The 16,222-nt window shown below is 61.3% G+C and carries 18 protein-coding genes; 13 read left to right on the top strand and 5 right to left on the bottom strand.

From position 1 onward, the window contains the following. The first annotated feature begins 1 nt into the window (after window position 1). Together BKX96_RS13765 and BKX96_RS13760 are read left to right on the top strand one after the other, a co-directional pair. Complete coding sequence (locus tag BKX96_RS13765) at window positions 2-364, top strand: hypothetical protein (RefSeq protein ID WP_046816708.1); 363 nt, start codon at window positions 2-4, stop codon at window positions 362-364. A gap of 131 nt (window positions 365-495) precedes the next feature. After that, entirely contained in the window at window positions 496-1,710 is a 1,215-nt protein-coding gene (locus BKX96_RS13760; protein ID WP_077184233.1) for a class I SAM-dependent methyltransferase, read from the top strand. 10 nt (window positions 1,711-1,720) lie between these two features. Here BKX96_RS13760 and BKX96_RS13755 read toward each other — a convergent pair whose 3' ends face one another. Further along, window positions 1,721-2,611 (bottom strand): DMT family transporter, encoded by an 891-nt coding sequence (locus tag BKX96_RS13755; protein WP_046816710.1) that lies wholly within the window; start codon window positions 2,609-2,611, stop codon window positions 1,721-1,723. Window positions 2,612-2,822: 211 nt separating this feature from the next. Here BKX96_RS13755 and BKX96_RS13750 point away from each other — a divergent pair, with 211 nt between their 5' ends. From BKX96_RS13750 to BKX96_RS13740, 3 genes are all read left to right on the top strand, one after another. After that, window positions 2,823-3,404, top strand: coding sequence for a DJ-1/PfpI family protein (locus tag BKX96_RS13750; RefSeq protein WP_077184231.1), 582 nt, complete (start codon window positions 2,823-2,825; stop codon window positions 3,402-3,404). A 14-nt stretch (window positions 3,405-3,418) separates the two neighbouring features. Further along, window positions 3,419-3,724 carry a ribbon-helix-helix domain-containing protein gene (locus BKX96_RS13745; protein ID WP_046816712.1) on the top strand — a complete coding sequence of 102 codons (306 nt, stop codon included), beginning with the start codon at window positions 3,419-3,421 and terminating at the stop codon, window positions 3,722-3,724. A gap of 73 nt (window positions 3,725-3,797) precedes the next feature. Next, window positions 3,798-4,142 carry a YegP family protein gene (locus BKX96_RS13740; protein WP_046816713.1) on the top strand — a complete coding sequence of 115 codons (345 nt, stop codon included), beginning with the start codon at window positions 3,798-3,800 and terminating at the stop codon, window positions 4,140-4,142. A gap of 127 nt (window positions 4,143-4,269) precedes the next feature. On the opposite strand, the gene BKX96_RS13735 is transcribed toward BKX96_RS13740, so the two are convergent. Then, window positions 4,270-5,157 (bottom strand): dihydrodipicolinate synthase family protein, encoded by an 888-nt coding sequence (locus BKX96_RS13735; protein WP_077184229.1) that lies wholly within the window; start codon window positions 5,155-5,157, stop codon window positions 4,270-4,272. Between the two features lie 30 nt (window positions 5,158-5,187). Next, complete coding sequence (locus tag BKX96_RS13730) at window positions 5,188-5,970, bottom strand: aldolase (protein WP_077184227.1); 783 nt, start codon at window positions 5,968-5,970, stop codon at window positions 5,188-5,190. 112 nt (window positions 5,971-6,082) lie between these two features. On the opposite strand from BKX96_RS13730, the gene BKX96_RS13725 reads away from it, so the two are divergent. Then, window positions 6,083-6,625, top strand: a complete 543-nt coding sequence (locus BKX96_RS13725) for a helix-turn-helix domain-containing protein (protein WP_046816716.1) — start codon at window positions 6,083-6,085, stop codon at window positions 6,623-6,625. Between the two features lie 88 nt (window positions 6,626-6,713). Here the strand turns inward: BKX96_RS13725 and BKX96_RS13720 are convergent, their stop codons facing one another. Then, window positions 6,714-7,733 carry a DUF4917 family protein gene (locus tag BKX96_RS13720; RefSeq protein ID WP_077184523.1) on the bottom strand — a complete coding sequence of 340 codons (1,020 nt, stop codon included), beginning with the start codon at window positions 7,731-7,733 and terminating at the stop codon, window positions 6,714-6,716. 134 nt (window positions 7,734-7,867) lie between these two features. Here BKX96_RS13720 and BKX96_RS13715 point away from each other — a divergent pair, with 134 nt between their 5' ends. The 4 genes from BKX96_RS13715 (at window position 7,868) to BKX96_RS13700 (ending at window position 12,512) form a co-directional block, all read left to right on the top strand. Then, entirely contained in the window at window positions 7,868-8,770 is a 903-nt protein-coding gene (locus BKX96_RS13715; protein WP_077184225.1) for a LysR family transcriptional regulator, read from the top strand. A gap of 104 nt (window positions 8,771-8,874) precedes the next feature. Beyond that, window positions 8,875-10,068, top strand: coding sequence for a CaiB/BaiF CoA transferase family protein (locus BKX96_RS13710; RefSeq protein ID WP_046816718.1), 1,194 nt, complete (start codon window positions 8,875-8,877; stop codon window positions 10,066-10,068). Continuing rightward, entirely contained in the window at window positions 10,065-10,991 is a 927-nt protein-coding gene (locus BKX96_RS13705) for a hydroxymethylglutaryl-CoA lyase (protein WP_077184223.1), read from the top strand. The genes BKX96_RS13710 and BKX96_RS13705 overlap by 4 nt, the downstream gene beginning before the upstream one ends. 189 nt (window positions 10,992-11,180) lie before the next feature. After that, entirely contained in the window at window positions 11,181-12,512 is a 1,332-nt protein-coding gene (locus BKX96_RS13700) for an MFS transporter (protein WP_077184221.1), read from the top strand. Between the two features lie 78 nt (window positions 12,513-12,590). Here the strand turns inward: BKX96_RS13700 and BKX96_RS13695 are convergent, their stop codons facing one another. Further along, window positions 12,591-13,079 (bottom strand): DMT family transporter, encoded by a 489-nt coding sequence (locus tag BKX96_RS13695; protein WP_046816721.1) that lies wholly within the window; start codon window positions 13,077-13,079, stop codon window positions 12,591-12,593. 77 nt (window positions 13,080-13,156) lie between these two features. Between BKX96_RS13695 and BKX96_RS13690 the strand changes: the two genes are divergently transcribed. The 3 genes from BKX96_RS13690 to BKX96_RS13680 all read left to right on the top strand — a co-directional run bounded on the left by BKX96_RS13690 (window position 13,157) and on the right by BKX96_RS13680 (window position 16,211). Then, entirely contained in the window at window positions 13,157-14,110 is a 954-nt protein-coding gene (locus BKX96_RS13690; RefSeq protein WP_046816722.1) for a LysR substrate-binding domain-containing protein, read from the top strand. Next, entirely contained in the window at window positions 14,107-14,745 is a 639-nt protein-coding gene (locus tag BKX96_RS13685; protein ID WP_046816723.1) for a LysE family translocator, read from the top strand. The genes BKX96_RS13690 and BKX96_RS13685 overlap by 4 nt, the downstream gene beginning before the upstream one ends. Before the next feature lie 119 nt (window positions 14,746-14,864). Beyond that, window positions 14,865-16,211 (top strand): sensor domain-containing protein, encoded by a 1,347-nt coding sequence (locus BKX96_RS13680; protein WP_046816849.1) that lies wholly within the window; start codon window positions 14,865-14,867, stop codon window positions 16,209-16,211. The last annotated feature ends 11 nt before the right edge of the window (window positions 16,212-16,222 follow it).

The following is a 16,222-nucleotide window of genomic DNA, read 5'->3' as shown; positions in this document are numbered from 1 at the left end:
TATGTCCACTACGGTTGAAGGCGAGGACCTGAACGAGCAATTGCTGGGCATTGCCCAGGCATTTCTGGCCCGACATGAAGGCGATGCGGTGGTTGATGATCAGGTGCTGTTCTGTCGTGCCGTAAAACACTTGCAAGGGATTGATGTACCGATGCACCTGGCGGAGCGACTGGTCAGCCACGCCTACGGGACGCTCAAGTCCTGCAACGATCGACGACGCCTGGACATGGGCGCAAGCTCCGAAACCGTCGCTGTCATCACTGACCCCGCCAATGGCCTGACGTGGGCGGTACCGGTGGGATTGATCGTCAGGTACGTGATCAATTCACCGGTCAATCGCAAACTTCGGCTGGTGGAGCCCTGACGCATCGGTGAGTACAAGCAGGTCTGGGAGGAGTATTACCGGGCCTGCGAAAATAACCCCGTGCCCAAAACCCGCATCCCCCCTAAAATATCGGGCATTCTTCGATTCGCACTGCCCGAGGCCGTTTTTCCATGTCCGTCACCGCCACTCCCGCCAGCCTCGCGCCGGACCATCACGCCCAGTTCATCGACCTGTTGCAATCGAGCCTCGACCAGAGCGCCTTTATCAAGCTGGTGCTGGCCAAGTACGTCGGCGATGAAGCGGACCTGCAGCGGATCATCATCAAGCCGGTGACGGTCAAGGCGCAGTCTTGCCTGTCCTTCGTCTATCGGTACAAGACCCGCGACATCACCAAGAACCTGCCATTGGTCGAAGGTGTGGCAGTCATCGCCGGTTTGTTGCCGGCGTCCTTCAAGAATGCGCATTTGTTGGCATTGACCGATGAAGCCCAGCTCGAATACGGCAAAAAGGGCAAGGCTTCGCTGTTCAAGAGCAAACCCCAGCAACTGCGCGAAGTGCCGACCGCTGGGCACAACCGTGAGAAACACCGTTTCCTTGATCTGGACCGGCCGTTTCTCGTCGACCTGGGCGTCACCAACAAGCAGCATGAACTGATCCCGGCGATGTCACGCAAGTGGAAGCAGATCAACAAGTTCATCGAAGTCTTCAGCCACGCGCTGACCTCGTCGCCATTGGCGCTGGACAGCCCGGTTCGGGTGGCGGACTTCGGGTCGGGCAAGGGTTACCTGACCTTCGCGATCCATGACTATCTGAGCAATACCCTGAAGGCCGAAGCGCAAGTGACTGGCGTCGAGTTGCGCGAAGACATGGTCACCTTGTGCAACACTGCCGCAGCCAAGCTTGAGCATCCCGGGCTGGTCTTCAGGTGCGGTGATGTGCGCAGCGTGGCACCGAGCGAGCTGGATGTGATGATCGCGCTGCATGCCTGCGACATCGCCACCGACTATGCGATTCATACCGGCATTCGTTCCGGTGCCTCGATCATCATGTGCTCGCCGTGCTGTCACAAACAGATTCGCCTGCAAATCCAGAGCCCGGCATTGCTCAAGCCGATGCTGCAATACGGCTTGCACCTGGGGCAACAGGCGGAAATGGTCACCGACAGCTTGCGCGCGCTATTCCTCGAAGCCTGCGGCTACGAGACCAAGGTGTTCGAGTTCATCTCGCTGGACCACACCAACAAGAACAAGATGATCCTGGCGGTCAAGCGCGCCGAGCCGGGTGATCCGGCCCAGCTGCTGGCGAAGATCGAGGAACTCAAGGCGTTCTACCACATCACCGAGCATTGCCTGGAAACCCTGTTACGGGCTGACGGTTACCTCTGACCCCTCAGGTTTACGCAGTGGCAATGCGTGCGGGCTTGACCGCCGTCTTGCGGCCCAACACGACGGTCACGATCACCCCGCCCGCAAACAGCCAGGTGATCGGCTCGACCTGTTCGCCAAAGAACAGTGCGGAAAAGCCGATGGTGAAGAAAATTTGCAGCAGCTGGATCTGGCTGACCCGGGCGATGCCACCGATGGCCAGCCCGGCATACCAGGCAAAAAAACCGATGAATTGCGAAAACAGCGAGACGTAGCCGAAGGCCCACCAGGTTTTCGCCGAAATCTCGCCCTGATGTTGCAACCCAAGGTACAGCACCGGCCCGATCAACAGCGGCGTCGACAGCACCAGCGCCCAGCAGATCACTTGCCAGCCGCCCATTTCCCTGGCCAGGCGGCCACCCTCGGCGTAGCCCAGGCCGCCCACCGCAATTGCACCCAGCATCAACAAGTCTCCGGCCTGAATGCTGCCGGCCCCGCTGATCAGTGCATAACCGAGCACCAGGGCACTGCCCAGCGCGGCGCAGGCCCAGAAGGCTTTCGACGGCCGTTCATGGGACAGCCACGCGGCGTACAGCGCCACGCACAGGGGCTGCAAGCCATTGACCAGGGCGCCATGGGACGCCGGCAAGGTTTGCATAGCCCAGGCGGACAGCACCGGGAACCCGAGGATCACCCCGGCAATGACCAGCGTCAGGCCTTTGACCTGCTTCCAGGTGGGCCACTTCTCACGCCGCCACAGCAACAGCAAAGCCGCGGGAATCGCCGCGAACAGTGCCCGACCCAGGCCATTGAGCAGTGGATGCATTTCCTGCACGACGATGCGTGTGAAGGGCAGGGTAAGGCTGAAGATCACAACGCCGAGCAGGCCCAGGGCCATGCCGGTGTTTTCGCGGGAGGTCATGATGGCAACCAGAATCGTGGAGGGTGAGAGATGCCTTCATCTAGCCATAAACCGCGGCGTCTGCGCTGCTACAGCTGGGCGCAGAGTTATGCGTACAGTTGGAAGCAAAGCTCTCAACGTAGGAGTTCGGTGTAGTAGCAGGTTATTACCCACCCCAATGGATAAGGTCTATGTTGAATACTCCTACGCATTTTCCAGAGGAGTCCTCCCCATGGCGGCGAAAAAAATTCTGATGCTGGTCGGCGATTACGTCGAAGACTATGAAGTGATGGTGCCGTTCCAGGCCCTGTTGATGGTCGGTCACACGGTGCATGCCGTTTGCCCGGACAAGACCGCCGGCCAGACTGTACGCACCGCCATCCATGACTTCGAAGGCGACCAGACCTACAGCGAAAAACCCGGTCACCTGTTTGCCCTCAACTTCGATTTTGCCAAGGTCAGCGCGGCGGATTACGACGCGGTGGTGATCCCCGGCGGTCGTGCGCCGGAGTACTTGCGCCTGAACGAAAAGGTCCTGGAACTGGTGCGCGACTTCGACAAGGCCGGCAAGCCGATTGCCGCCGTGTGCCACGGCGCACAATTGCTCGCCGCCGCCGGGATTCTCGAAGGGCGTGAATGCAGCGCTTACCCGGCCTGTGCGCCAGAAGTGCGCCTGGCGGGCGGTACGTTTATCGATATCCCGGTGACGGATGGCCATGTTCAAGGCAATCTGGCGACGGCACCGGCCTGGCCTGCCCACCCGAACTGGCTGGCCGGTTTCCTCGGTTTGCTGGGCACCAAAATCACGCTGTAACGGGGGACCCGTCCATGTGCGAGCTGTACGTCAAAGCCGATCCGATCCTCTACGAATCGCGCTCCCGCTCGCTGCGCATCTGCGGGGTGGTCACCACCCTGCGCCTGGAGAATCAATTCTGGGACATCCTCAGCGAAATCGCCGAGACCGACGGCATGACCACCAATCAGCTGATCGCCAAGCTGTACGAAGAGGTCATGGACTACCGCGGCGAGGTGATCAATTTTGCTTCGTTCCTGCGGGTGAGTTGTACGCGGTATCTCAGTCAGCGGCGGACCCAGGCGCCGGAGTTGTCGGTGGTGCGGGCGGTGGTGAAGTAGCACAGGCGACAAAAATCCTGGCCTGGTCTTTACTCTGAAGCGCGCAACCTTCCAATCGCCAAGGAGAAAGAGCATGTCTGGATGGTACGAAGTGAGCAAGAGCAGCAGTGGTCAGTTCAAGTTTGTGCTGAAGGCGGCGAACGCCGAAACCATTCTGACCAGCGAGTTGTACACCACCCGCGCCGCCGCCGACAAAGGCATAACGTCGGTCCAGGCCAACAGCCCGCTCGATGAGCGCTACGAGAAGAAAACCACCAAGGACGGCCATCCCTATTTCAATCTCAAGGCGGGTAACCACGAGATTATCGGCAGCAGTGAGTCCTATTCCTCCGATGCCGCCATGGAAAAAGGCATTGCCAGTGTTAAGGCGAACGGCCCTTCCAAGGTGATCAAGGACAAAACCCTTCCTGTGCTCTGAAAACACCGACGAGCTAATGTGGGAGCGGGCTTGCTCGCGAATGCGGAATACCAGTCACATTCATGTTGCCTGGCACTCCGCTTTCGCGAGCAAGCCGCTCCCACATTTGTATATGTGAATCCCAAGATCAACGCAGGGCGTTCAGCAGGCCTTGCAGTTGGCTAATACCCGCCTCGTCCAACGGGAACACCGGCAACCGCGGATCGCCCACCTCCAGCCCTGTCTCCCGCAAACCCGCCTTGATCGTTGCCGGCAACCCCCCCTTGAGAATGAAGTCCAGCAATGGCAACTGGTGATAGAACAGTTCACGTGCCTTGTTCAGGTCGTTGGCCAGCACGGCGTCGTACAGGTCGAGATTGAGCTGCGGGATCAGGTTTGGCGCCGCGGTGCACCAGCCTTTTGCCCCGGCCGCGAAGGCTTCCAGCGCCAACGGGTTGCAACCGTTGTAGAAGGGCACCTGACCCTCGCCCAGTAATTGCAGTCGATGCATGCGCTGGATGTCGCCAGTGCTCTCCTTGACCATGGTCACGTTTTCCACGGCCTTGACGATGCGCAGGATCAGGTCCACCGACATGTCGGTACCGCTGGTGGCCGGGTTGTTGTAGAGCATGATCGGCACGCCGATGCTGTCGCCGATGGCGCGGTAATGGGTGAGTATCTGCGCTTCGCTGAGTTTCCAGTATGACGTCGGCAGCACCATCACCACGTCGGCGCCATGGGCTTCAGCGAAACGGGCGCGACGTATCGCTTTGGCGGTGGTCAGGTCGGACACGCTGACGATGGTCGGCACACGCCTGGCCACGTGCCTGATACTGAATTCGGCAACCTGGTCCCACTCCGCATCGCTCAGGTAAGCGCCTTCGCCAGTGCTGCCCAGGGGCGCGATGGAATGCACGCCGCCGTCGATCAAGCGGTCGATGGAGCGCCCGAGCGCGTCCAGGTCAATGTCTTCGCCATCGGCGGTAAAAGGGGTGATGGTATAGCCGATGATGCCGTGAATGTTTGCAGTGGACATGGGTCTCTCCGTACAAAAAAAGGTCTGGGTTCAGTTCAGGCAATCGGCGTGTCGACGCAGGTTCTGCCGGGCGTAGTAGTTGAACGCGGCGGCGTGGCGCTTGGGCCGGGCAATCCAGTCATGGGCTTCGCGGCCCAGCTCGGGAATGATCGGCTTGATCGTTCCGGCACTCATCGCCAGCAGCTGCAGCCTGGCGGCGCGTTCGATCAGTTGGGCGATCACACAGGCCTCCTCGATGGTGGTGCCGGTGGACAACTGGCCGTGGTGGGAAAGCAGGATCGCCCGCTTGTCACCCAGGGCACCGGCAATCAATTCACCCTCTTCATTGCCCACCGGTACGCCCGGCCAGCCTTCGAGAAATGCGCAGTCGTCGTAGAGCGGGCAGAGGTCCATGTGGGAAATCTGCAGTGGCACCTCCAGCATCGACAACGCCGCGACGTGGGTCGGGTGGGTGTGGATGATGCAGTTCACATCCGGGCGGGCGCGGTACACCCAGCTGTGGAAGCGGTTAGCCGGATTGGGCATGCCGTGGCCTTCGAGCACTTCCAGGTCTTCGTTGACCAACAGCAGGTTGCCCGCAGTGATTTCGTCGAAACCCAGGCCCAATTGTTGAGTGTAATAGGTGCCAGGCTGTGGGCCACGGGCGGTGATTTGCCCGGCCAGGCCAGCGTCATGGCCATTCTCGAACAGAATGCGGCAGGTCAGGGCCAGCTTTTGCCGGTCGGTCCACGTATTATCCGCGAGGGTGTTTTGCATCTGGGTCAGCGCTTGCTTGACCAGTTGCTCTTTGGGCAGTGCTAATGTCGTGGCCATATCGGTGTCCTCTTTGGCTGGGTCATGCAGATGACACGAAAGATGCTATATGACACCTTGTGTCATGAGCAAGGACAATTCGTCACCATCCTTGATGGATTAATCGCTCTACATGTCTATCCGTTTGAAATTATTGAGAAAAAAACTTGGCGTGACCCTTGAAGAATTGGCGGAAAAGTCCGGCATGACCAAGAGTTATCTGTCAAAAGTCGAACGCGGCCTGAACACACCGTCGATCGCGGCCGCGTTGAAACTGGCCAAGGCACTGAACGTGAAGGTCGAGGAGCTGTTTTCCGAAGACAAGGTCAGCCTCGACAGCTATAGCCTGGTACGCAGCCATGAGCGCCAGCCCCTGGGGGCCAGCGCGGACAATCCGGGTTACGCGGTGCTGGCCCATCAGGTCAGCGAACGCAGCTTGCTGCCGTTCATCATTTATCCGCCGACAGAATTTACCGACAAAGCCTTCAAGGAACATTTGGGCGAAGAGTTTCTATTCGTTCACGAGGGGCAGGTGGAAGTGGATTTCGTCAACGAGCGGGTGCTGCTCAGCCGTGGTGATGCGCTGCACTTCAACTCACAGAAACCGCACCGTATACGCTCGGTGGGCGAGGTGCAGGCGCAGTTGCTGGTGGTGGTGCATAGCGCTGAAGAATGAGTCAGCTTTCCTCCCACAGGGATTTTGTGAACGTCGCAGGTTAACTGTGGGAGCGGGCTTGCTCGCGAAAGCGTCAGATCGGGCAATACTAGACTTCGACTGGAACCGTTAGCTTCGGGCTACCCAGCGCATGGCTCTTGGAATCAAAAAACCGCAACGCAACCCCCGTCCCCTCGAACACCTTCGCGTAATGCCGCTTCTGATGCTGGATGAACGCCTTGCTGCGCGGGTAGATCGAGATCGCCACCACCTTCGGTTTCGCCTGGCGCAGGGCGTGCACGATGTGGCTGTCTTGCTCGCCCAGGGCATGCCCGAAAATGCACAAGCTGTCGCCGTGGCCGAGCAACTGGTCGTAGCAGAACGACAGGTAATCGGAACTGCGGATGGTCTTGAGCTTGTCCGCGCTCGGTCCTTCGTTGATGAACAAGGGCACGTCGTCGAGGGTCTTGATCGTGTTGTTGATGGCGAAATTGCCGAGCAACGTGCCCTCGGTCGACATCAGTTTGCGCGCCGTGCCGTCCTGATTGCGCACCAGGTGAAGACCTCCATGCAAGTACAGCAGGCGAGTTTTGTCGGTGGCGGTGACGCTCAGGTCGAAGGCCGGTTCAGACCCCTGGAACAGATCGGTGATCGCCTCGGGTTGCTGCTGGATCGCCCAGTAGTTGAGCAAGTCGTAGTTGGTGGTGAACACGGTGCGATAGCGGGCCAGTTCCTGACTGATCGTCGCCAGGCTCGACGCCTCGACCAACCGCCACGGAATGTGTACCGCGTGCACGGTGTTGATCAGCGCTTCCTTGATCGCGTAGTAGCGATTGCGCGGCGCGGTGGAGCTGACGGCCAGGGCCTTGTTGACCCGGCTGGTGGTTTTCAGGGCGCTGAGCACCTGCTCGAAACTGCGGGTCTGCAGCGCCTCGAACACGCTCAGCTCGGACGGGCTGAGGGGTTTTTCCTCGACGGTGCGGGCGTTCTCGAACAGCGAGTCGTAGCCGAAGTCGTCCCACACCGCACGGCTGGCCCCATTGCCCACCAGCAGACCGTCGAACGCAGCGCTGGTGCGCAAGGCGTTCCAGTCTTCAAGTTGGGCATCGACATCCTGGAAATCGGTCATTGCGGTGGTCGTCTCGAAGCAAAAGGTCTGATGGGCGGCGACTTTATCATGGTCGGGCGCTTCAACCACGGCACGTCGCGGGCGAAGGGCGCTATGCTGCGATTTTCGTCCCAGCCGCCGTTGCCGAGTGTCCGATGCTGCAAAAAAGCCTGATCCGCCGTCTCGACCTGATCACCCTGCAACTGTTTGTCGCGGTCCACGAGGAGGGCACGCTGACCCGTGCCGCCGCGCGTGAGGCGATTGCGGTGTCGGCGGCGAGCAAGCGCTTGATGGAGCTGGAGGAGGCGCTGGGTATCAGCCTGTTCGTGCGTCAGGCCAAGGGCATGACGCTGATACCAGCGGGTGAAACCTTGCTGCACCACGCCCGGCAGATGTTGTTCAACGTCGAGAAAATGGGCCTGGAACTGGGTGAGCACAGCCACGGTGTGCGGGGCTATGTGCGGATGCTCGCCAATCTGTCGGCCATCATTCAGTTCCTGCCCGAAGACTTGCGGGATTTTTCCGAGCGTCATCCGCAGGTCAAGACCGATCTCGAGGAGCGGCCCAGTGCCGGGGTGATCCAGGGCGTCCTGGATGGCGTGGCGGATCTCGGCATCTGCTCCATCGACAGCGACATCAAGGGCCTGCACAGCGTGCTGTATCGCCAGGACAAACTGGTGGTGTTGATGCCGTCGCATCATCCATTGGCGGGCCGTTCGGGCCTGGCGTTCGCCGATACGCTGAACAGCGATTACGTCGGGTTGCACGCCGCCAGTTCGATCAACATGCGCACCCACGCCGCGGCGCGTGAGGCCGGCAAGGTCTTGCGGGTGCGGATCCATGTGCCGGGATTCGATGCCATGTGCCGCATGGTCCAGGCCAACATGGGGATTGGCGTGCTGCCGCAGCGGGCCTATGAATTGTTTGGTCGGGCCCTTGGGTTGGCGGCCGTGCCCTTGACCGATGAGTGGTCGGACCGCGCCTTGATCGTGGTGGTGCGTGATGAGGCGTTGTTATCGCCAGTGAGCCGGATGTTGTTCGAGCATCTGCGCGGCTAGGGCGTTCGCGTTTCGCGAACGCTCGTTGCCAACTGAAGGTTGGATTCCCACGCCCCCTGTCCTCTAGCCTTGGCCCATATTCCAAGAACAAGAGGTACCCCGCGATGACTGCCCCCTTGAGTGCGATCAAAGTGATCGAGATCGGCACGCTGATTGCCGCGCCGTTCGCCGCGCGCATGCTCGCCGAGTTCGGCGCCGAGGTGATCAAGATTGAAGCCATGGGCCAGGGTGATCCCCTGCGTAAATGGCGCAAGTTGCACCAGGGCACCTCGCTGTGGTGGTACCTGCAATCACGCAACAAGAAGTCCCTGGCGCTGAACCTCAAATCCGCCGAAGGCATCGAGCTGGTCAAGCAACTGGCGACAGGTGCCGACGTGCTGATCGAAAACCTGCGTCCCGGCGCACTGGAAAAACTCGGCCTCGGTTGGGAGGTGTTGCATGCCCTCAATCCCAACCTGACCCTGGTGCGCATTTCCGGTTATGGCCAGACCGGTCCGTACCGCGACCGTCCGGGTTTCGGTGCCATCGGCGAGGCCATGGGCGGCATCCGCTACACCAGCGGCACCCCCGGTTCGCCTCCGGCGCGGGTGGGCGTCAGCCTCGGCGATTCCCTGGCCTCGCTGCACGCCGTGATCGGCGCACTGATGTCGCTGCTGCGGGTGAAGACCGGGCAGGGCGGGGGACAGATCGTCGATGTGTCCCTGGCCGAAAGCGTGTTCAATGTCATGGAAAGCCTGGTTCCGGAATACGACATGCTCGGCCATGTGCGTGAGCGCAGCGGCGGTGCCTTGCCGGGCATCGCACCGTCCAACACTTACCTCACGGCCGATGGCGCCTACGTGGTGATCGCCGGCAACAGCGACCCGATCTACAAGCGACTGATGCAAACGATCGGCCGCCAGGATCTGGCCGACGCTCCCGAATTCGCGCATAACGATGGGCGTGCGGCCAAGAGCAACCTGCTCGATGCGGCAATCACCCACTGGACCAGCAGCCTGCCGATCAACGACGTACTGGCGGCCCTGGAAGCCGCCGAAGTGCCGGCCGGACGTATCTATTCGGTGGCCGACATCGTTGCCGATCCGCATTATCAGGCGCGGGACATGCTGCTCAGTGCTGAACTGCCTGGCGGCGCCACGGTGAAGATGCCGGGCATCGTGCCGAAACTGTCGGAGACCCCGGGTGGCGTCAACTGGTCGGGCCCGGAGCTGGGCCAGCACACCGACGGCATCCTCGCGCAACTGGGTCTCACCGTGGCAGACATCGAACGCCTGAAAGTCGAAGGAGTGGTGCAATGATCACTGATTATTCCGAGCACCTGATCGTTCAGGAAGTCTCCCCGCGCGACGGCTTGCAGATCGAGCCGACCTGGGTGGAAACCGTCGACAAGATCGCGCTGATCGATCAACTGTCGCAGGCCGGTTTCAGCCGCATCGAGGCCGGTTCGTTCGTGTCGCCCAAGGCTATTCCGGCCTTGCGCGACGGTGAGTTGGTGTTCAAGGGCATCAGCCGCCAACCGGGGGTCATCTATGTCGCGTTGATCCCCAACTTGAAGGGCGCGCAACGGGCACTGGCCTGTAGCGCCGATGAACTGAATCTGGTGATGTCCGCCAGCCAGACCCACAACCTGGCGAACATGCGCATGCGTTGCGAAGACTCGTTGGCGGCGTTTGGCGAGATCGTCCAGTTTGTGCAGGGCTCGCCGGTGCGCCTGAACGCGAGTATCGCCACGACCTTTGGTTGCCCGTTCGAAGGCAGGATCGATGAGAACCGGGTGTTGCAGATCGTCGAGGCCTACCAGGAACTCGGCATCCAGGGCATCACCCTGGCCGATACCACCGGCATGGCCAATCCGCGGCAGGTCGACCGCTTGGTGCGGCGAGTGTTGCAGCGAGTATCGCCTGCGGACCTGACCTTGCATTTCCACAACACCCGGGGCCTGGGTCTGTGCAACGTGCTGGCCGCCTACGAGGCCGGTGCCCGACGTTTCGACGCGGCGCTCGGTGGTCTTGGCGGCTGCCCGTTTGCACCGGGCGCCTCGGGCAACATCTGCACTGAAGACCTGGTGAACCTGTGCGATGAGGTCGGCATTCACACCGGTATCGATTTGCCACTGTTGCTCAAGCTGTCCAGAGGCTTGCCGGCGCTGCTTGGCCACGAAGTGCCGGGACAACTGGCCAAGGCCGGACGCAATTGCGACCTGCACCCCGTGCCCTCCTGACTACACCCAAGCCCCCTGTGGGAGCGGGCTTGCTCGCGAATACGGTCTGACATCCAGCAATGATGTCGACTGACACTCCGCCTTCGCGAGCAAGCCCGCTCCCACATTGGGGGGGCAGTTCACCGAACAGATCAACCAGACAACAAAAACAATCGGACACCCCAAGGGCAGTCCGCCTGGAGAACCACAATGAGCCTGAATGCACTGGAGGCCGGCGCGAGCCCGGCCGTTCACCACGATGAAGAAAAAGCCCTGGTCAGCAAGGTCGCCTGGCGCTTGATGCCGCTGATCATGGTTTGCTACCTGTTCGCGTTTTTCGACCGCATCAACATCAGCTTTGCCAAGTTTCAGCTGCAGACCGACCTGAGCCTGAGCGACACCGCCTACGGCCTCGGCGCCGGATTGTTCGTGGTCGGTTATGTGATTTTCGAAGTGCCAAGCAACATGATGCTGTACAAGGTCGGCGCCCGTCGCTGGATTGCCCGGATCATGATGTCCTGGGGCCTGGCCACCGCGCTCATGGTCTTCGTCAACAGCGAATGGCAGTTCTACACCCTGCGTTTCGTGATTGGTGCGATGGAAGCGGGTTTTGCCCCAGGCGTGCTGTATTACCTGACGCTGTGGTTCCCGCAGCACTATCGCGGGCGCATCACTTCGATGCTGTTCCTGTCGTCGGCCTTTGCCGGTCTGGTGGGCGCGCCGTTCTCCGGCCTGGTGCTGCAACACCTCGATGGCTTCATGGACATGCGCGGCTGGCACTGGCTGTTCCTGCTCGGTGGTGTGCCGTGCATCGGCCTCGGCTTGCTGGTGCTGACCTTGCTCAAGGACCGCATCGAAGACGCCCATTGGCTGACCCCGTCGGAAAAGACCCTGCTGGCCAGTCGCATCGCCCACCATGAACCGCACAAGAGCGGTGGCTCGCTGCTCGCCGCGCTGCGCATTCCGGGCTTCCTGACCCTCGGCCTGATCTACTTCCTGATCCAGGTGGCGTCCTACGGCCTGAACTTCTGGGCGCCGCAACTGATCCGTAGCGCGGGTACCGAGAGCCCGGTGATGATCGGCCTGCTGACGGCAGTCCCGTACATCTGCGGCGCCATCAGCATGGTGGTGATCGGGCGCTTGTCCGATGCCTCAGGCGAGCGGCGCAAGTTTGTCGCCGGCCTGGTCGCGGTCGGCGCGATCGGTTTCTTCTGTGCCGGGATCTTCGCCAACCACACGACCTTCCTGATCGTCGCCCTGGGCATGCTCGGCGCCGGCATCATCGCCTCCATCCCGAGCTTCTGGACCCTGCCGCCGAAACTGCTGGCCGGTGCCGGCGCCGGGGCGGCGGGCGGGATCGCGGTGATCAACACCCTGGGGCAGTTCGGCGGCATCGTCAGCCCGGTCATGGTCGGACGGATCAAGGACTTGACCGGCAGCACCACACCGGCGCTGTACGTCATTGGTGTCTGCGCGCTGATTGCCGTGGCGCTGTTGCTCTGGGGCCTGCCGCAGAAGTTGCGGACCCTCGACAAGTTTTAACGATTCGCAATCTACGGCAGTTCCCACAAGGACCACGCATCCTTGTAGGCGCTGCCGCAGGCTGCGATCGCCTGATCTTCAAGAAGTAGCCGTAATCGCTTTACCAGCCGACTCACCAAACTGAATCAACACCACACCGCCTATCAATAGCAATGCTCCCAACACCCGCGGCATGGTCACCTGCCGCTCCACCAACCCAAACCAGCCAAAGTGATCCAGCAACAGCGACGCCACCACTTGCCCCGCCAGCGCCAACGCCATGAACCCCGAGGCGCCAAGCTTGGGCAGCAAAACCAGGGCCAATGAAATAAAACACACCCCGAACGCCCCACCAGCCCACATCCACGTCGGCGCCTTGACGATGAACGCCAGCGATGGCAACGGCAAGCGCATCGCCAGCATGATCGGCAACAACACCACAATGCTCACCACCAATGAAGCGAGGGTCGCCCACAGCGGATGACCCAGGCCGCGCCCGAGATTGACATTGATCGCGCTCTGAAACGGCACCACCGCACCGGCGAACGCGGCAAGCAGCAACAGTCCCGCCCAATGCAACGTACTCATGGTCATTCTCCAACAGGTTTTGCTGGACTCTAGAGTATTCGTCGCGCAGATTTAAATTCCGTTTTGCTATCCAGAACATGCATCAAATGAATGATCTGCGCCGCATTGATCTCAACCTGCTGGTAATTCTCGACGCCTTGCTCAGCGAGCAACACGTGACCCGTGCGGCCGAGCGTCTGCACTTGAGCCAGCCAGCCGTCAGCCATGCCCTGGCGCGGCTGCGTGATCTGCTCGGCGACCCGCTGCTGGTGCGCGCCGGTGCCAGCCTGGTGCCGACGCCGCGAGCGCTGGAACTGATGGCGCCACTGACCGAAGCCCTGGCCCAGGTGCAATCGCTGCTGGCACCCAACGCCTTCGATCCGGCCACGGCCAAACGCACCTTTCGCCTGGCGATGTCCGATTACGGTGCCGCCATCGTCCTGCCAGGTTTGATTCGCACCTTGCGTCGCGAAGCGCCGGGCATCGACCTGCAAATCAGCCACGCCAGCCGCGAAGGCATGCTCGAAGGGGTGCTCAACGGCGATATCGATATTGCCGCCGGGGTGTTTCCGGAGATGCCCAACGAGCTGCGCAGCACGGCGCTGTTCGAGGAGCACTACGCCTGCCTGGTCGACCGCCACAGCCTGCCCGACGGCGCAATCCTCGACCTGCCGACCTACCTGGCACGCCCGCACGTGCTACTGGAAATGCGCGGCAGTGGCACCCCGGAAATCGAACGAGCCCTGACAGCCTTGGGTGAACGCCGGCGAGTCGCGATCAGCCTGCCGCACTGGAGCGTCGCTCCGCAGTTCATCAGCAGGACGGATCTGATCCTCACAGTCGCTTCTCGGGCGTTGCACGATATCGACACGTCGTCATTGATCGAGCTCCCACCGCCGTTTCACATTCCGTCGTTCACCTTTGTCCTGGTGTGGCACAAGCGACGGGGCGGGGATCAGGCACTGAACTGGTTGAATGGGCAAATCGAGCGAGCTTCAGGTGATATAGACTGGCGCCCATTTACCAGAACAACGCATAAGGACTCCCCATGACTCCCTCGCTGCTAATGGCCGTTCTCGCCTCGGGCTTCATCTATGGCATCACGCCAGGGCCGGGTGTACTGGCAGTGTTCGGCATCGGCGCAGCACATGGGCGGCGGGCGGGGGCGGGGTTTCTTTGCGGGCATTTGCTGGGGGATGTGGTCTGGTGCAGCACCGCACTGGTGGCGATCGTCGGTGCCCGGGAAATCGGCAGCACCGCCTTCGATGTGCTGGGCGTGCTCAGCGGGCTCTACCTGTTCTGGCTCGGCTGGCGTGCGGTGCGGGCGCGTCAACGGGGTGTCGAGGCGCCACAGGGACCTGCGCGGCAACCATTCTGGCACGGCATTCTGTTCGGCCTGACCAATCCGAAAGCGTACCCGGTGGCAGTGGCCACCTTCACTGCGCTATTGTCCAGCCGGGCAGAGTTGCTGACCTGGTCGATGTTGCCGTGGCTGATCGCGTTGAGCTTCGTCGGCGGCCTGCTGGCCTACGCTATCCTCATCGGCATCGTTGGGGCGCGCCAGGTGCGCACCTTGTATCAACGCCATGAATTGGCTATCACTCGGTTGTGCGGGGTGATGTTTATCGGTTTCGCCATTAACGCCTTGGCGCATGCGCTGCCGGGGCTGGTGACGAACAAGGCTTGACGCTGATCGAAGGGACGCATCGGTTGCACAGTCGGCGCTCGGGCGCCTGACCGGTCAGGGAAGGTTTTCATTTGGCTGCAATGTCCGGACATGCTCACGGCACAATGACCTCCAGGAACATCACCTCCAGAAACTCCGCTCCGTTGGCGAGCTACATCGACCTCTTGCTCGACGCCGTTTGTGCGGTCGACAAACAAGGTCGCTTCGTTTTTGTCAGCGCGGCTTGCGAGCGCATTTTCGGCTACAGCCCCGACGAGCTGATCGGCCAGCCCATGATCGACCTGGTGCACCCGGCCGATCGTCAGCGCACCCTCGACGCCGCGCGGGAAATCATGGGCGGCGAGCCCAAGTTGAATTTCGAGAACCGCTACCTGCGCAAGGATGGCCGTGTGGTCAATATCCTGTGGTCGGCGCGTTGGTCCGAGGTCGATCAACTGCGCATCGCCGTGGCCCGCGACATTACCGAGCGCAAGCAGGCCGAATCCCGGCAAGCGGCGTTGTATGCCATTTCCGAAGCGGCCCATGCGGCGGAGGACTTGCTGGCGTTGTTCAAGCGTATCCACCAGATCATCGGTGAATGGTTGCCGGCGCTGAATTTTTCCGTGGCGCTGTATGACGAGCAGTGTGCGCAGCTGCAGTTTCCCTATCACGTCGGCGACCACGAGCCGCAACCGGAACAACCCGGCACCCTCACCGCACGCCTGTGCGCGGAGGTCATCCGCAGCGGCCTGCCGATCCTGCTCACCCCGGAACAGAGCGATGCGCCGTTGGGGTTCGAGACGCTGGTGACCGGACAGCTTTCGTCCTGCTGGCTGGGCGTGCCGCTGAACTCGCAAAACGGCACCATTGGTGCCCTGATCGTCAAGAGCGTGCCGGGCGGCGAGCGCTACACCGAGCAGGACAAGGAGTTGCTGCAATACGTTTGCGCGCAAGTCGCCACCGCGATCGAGCGCAAGCAATTGCACACGCGCCTGCAGCGCATGGCCCAGTACGACCAGCTGACCCAACTGCCTAACCGCGAACTGCTGCGTGACCGTCTCAAGATCGCGCTGGAATCGGCTCGGGAGGACAGTGGACGCATGGCCCTGTTGTACGTCGATCTTGACCGCTTCAAGGAAGTCAACGACACCCACGGCCATGCGGTCGGCGACATGTTGCTGCAAACCGTGGCCAATCGGCTCAAGGGCTGCGTACGGGAAACCGACACGGTGGCGCGCATTGGCGGTGACGAATTCGTGGTGTTGCTGCACCGCATCCACGCCTCGGGTGATGCCGACTGTGTGGCTGGAAAAATTCGCCAGGTACTGGCGGCACCTCTGCGTCTGGACGGGCACAGCCTGCACATTCACCCGAGCATCGGCGTCGCCCAATACCCCGAGCACGGCACTGAAGAAAAACAGCTGTTCAGGCACGCGGACGAAGCGATGTATACCGCCAAGCGCGCCAATCACCTGCGACTCGTCTGAAAATATCGCCA

The sequence above is a fragment of the Pseudomonas putida genome, from assembly GCF_001976065.1.
GTDB lineage: Bacteria > Pseudomonadota > Gammaproteobacteria > Pseudomonadales > Pseudomonadaceae > Aquipseudomonas > Aquipseudomonas serbica.
The sequence above is the reverse complement of the archived record's forward strand: the minus strand, read 5'-3'. Positions and strand labels throughout refer to the sequence as shown.

What these genes read in the sequence shown, in the direction of transcription:
- BKX96_RS13765 (WP_046816708.1), top strand. Translation starts at nt 2, where the DNA reads ATGTCCACTACGGTTGAAGGCGAGGACCTGAACGAGCAATTGCTGGGC.
- BKX96_RS13760 (WP_077184233.1), top strand. Translation starts at nt 496, where the DNA reads ATGTCCGTCACCGCCACTCCCGCCAGCCTCGCGCCGGACCATCACGCC.
- BKX96_RS13755 (WP_046816710.1), bottom strand. Translation starts at nt 2,611, where the DNA reads ATGACCTCCCGCGAAAACACCGGCATGGCCCTGGGCCTGCTCGGCGTT.
- BKX96_RS13750 (WP_077184231.1), top strand. Translation starts at nt 2,823, where the DNA reads ATGGCGGCGAAAAAAATTCTGATGCTGGTCGGCGATTACGTCGAAGAC.
- BKX96_RS13745 (WP_046816712.1), top strand. Translation starts at nt 3,419, where the DNA reads ATGTGCGAGCTGTACGTCAAAGCCGATCCGATCCTCTACGAATCGCGC.
- BKX96_RS13740 (WP_046816713.1), top strand. Translation starts at nt 3,798, where the DNA reads ATGTCTGGATGGTACGAAGTGAGCAAGAGCAGCAGTGGTCAGTTCAAG.
- BKX96_RS13735 (WP_077184229.1), bottom strand. Translation starts at nt 5,157, where the DNA reads ATGTCCACTGCAAACATTCACGGCATCATCGGCTATACCATCACCCCT.
- BKX96_RS13730 (WP_077184227.1), bottom strand. Translation starts at nt 5,970, where the DNA reads ATGGCCACGACATTAGCACTGCCCAAAGAGCAACTGGTCAAGCAAGCG.
- BKX96_RS13725 (WP_046816716.1), top strand. Translation starts at nt 6,083, where the DNA reads ATGTCTATCCGTTTGAAATTATTGAGAAAAAAACTTGGCGTGACCCTT.
- BKX96_RS13720 (WP_077184523.1), bottom strand. Translation starts at nt 7,733, where the DNA reads ATGACCGATTTCCAGGATGTCGATGCCCAACTTGAAGACTGGAACGCC.
- BKX96_RS13715 (WP_077184225.1), top strand. Translation starts at nt 7,868, where the DNA reads ATGCTGCAAAAAAGCCTGATCCGCCGTCTCGACCTGATCACCCTGCAA.
- BKX96_RS13710 (WP_046816718.1), top strand. Translation starts at nt 8,875, where the DNA reads ATGACTGCCCCCTTGAGTGCGATCAAAGTGATCGAGATCGGCACGCTG.
- BKX96_RS13705 (WP_077184223.1), top strand. Translation starts at nt 10,065, where the DNA reads ATGATCACTGATTATTCCGAGCACCTGATCGTTCAGGAAGTCTCCCCG.
- BKX96_RS13700 (WP_077184221.1), top strand. Translation starts at nt 11,181, where the DNA reads ATGAGCCTGAATGCACTGGAGGCCGGCGCGAGCCCGGCCGTTCACCAC.
- BKX96_RS13695 (WP_046816721.1), bottom strand. Translation starts at nt 13,079, where the DNA reads ATGAGTACGTTGCATTGGGCGGGACTGTTGCTGCTTGCCGCGTTCGCC.
- BKX96_RS13690 (WP_046816722.1), top strand. Translation starts at nt 13,157, where the DNA reads ATGCATCAAATGAATGATCTGCGCCGCATTGATCTCAACCTGCTGGTA.
- BKX96_RS13685 (WP_046816723.1), top strand. Translation starts at nt 14,107, where the DNA reads ATGACTCCCTCGCTGCTAATGGCCGTTCTCGCCTCGGGCTTCATCTAT.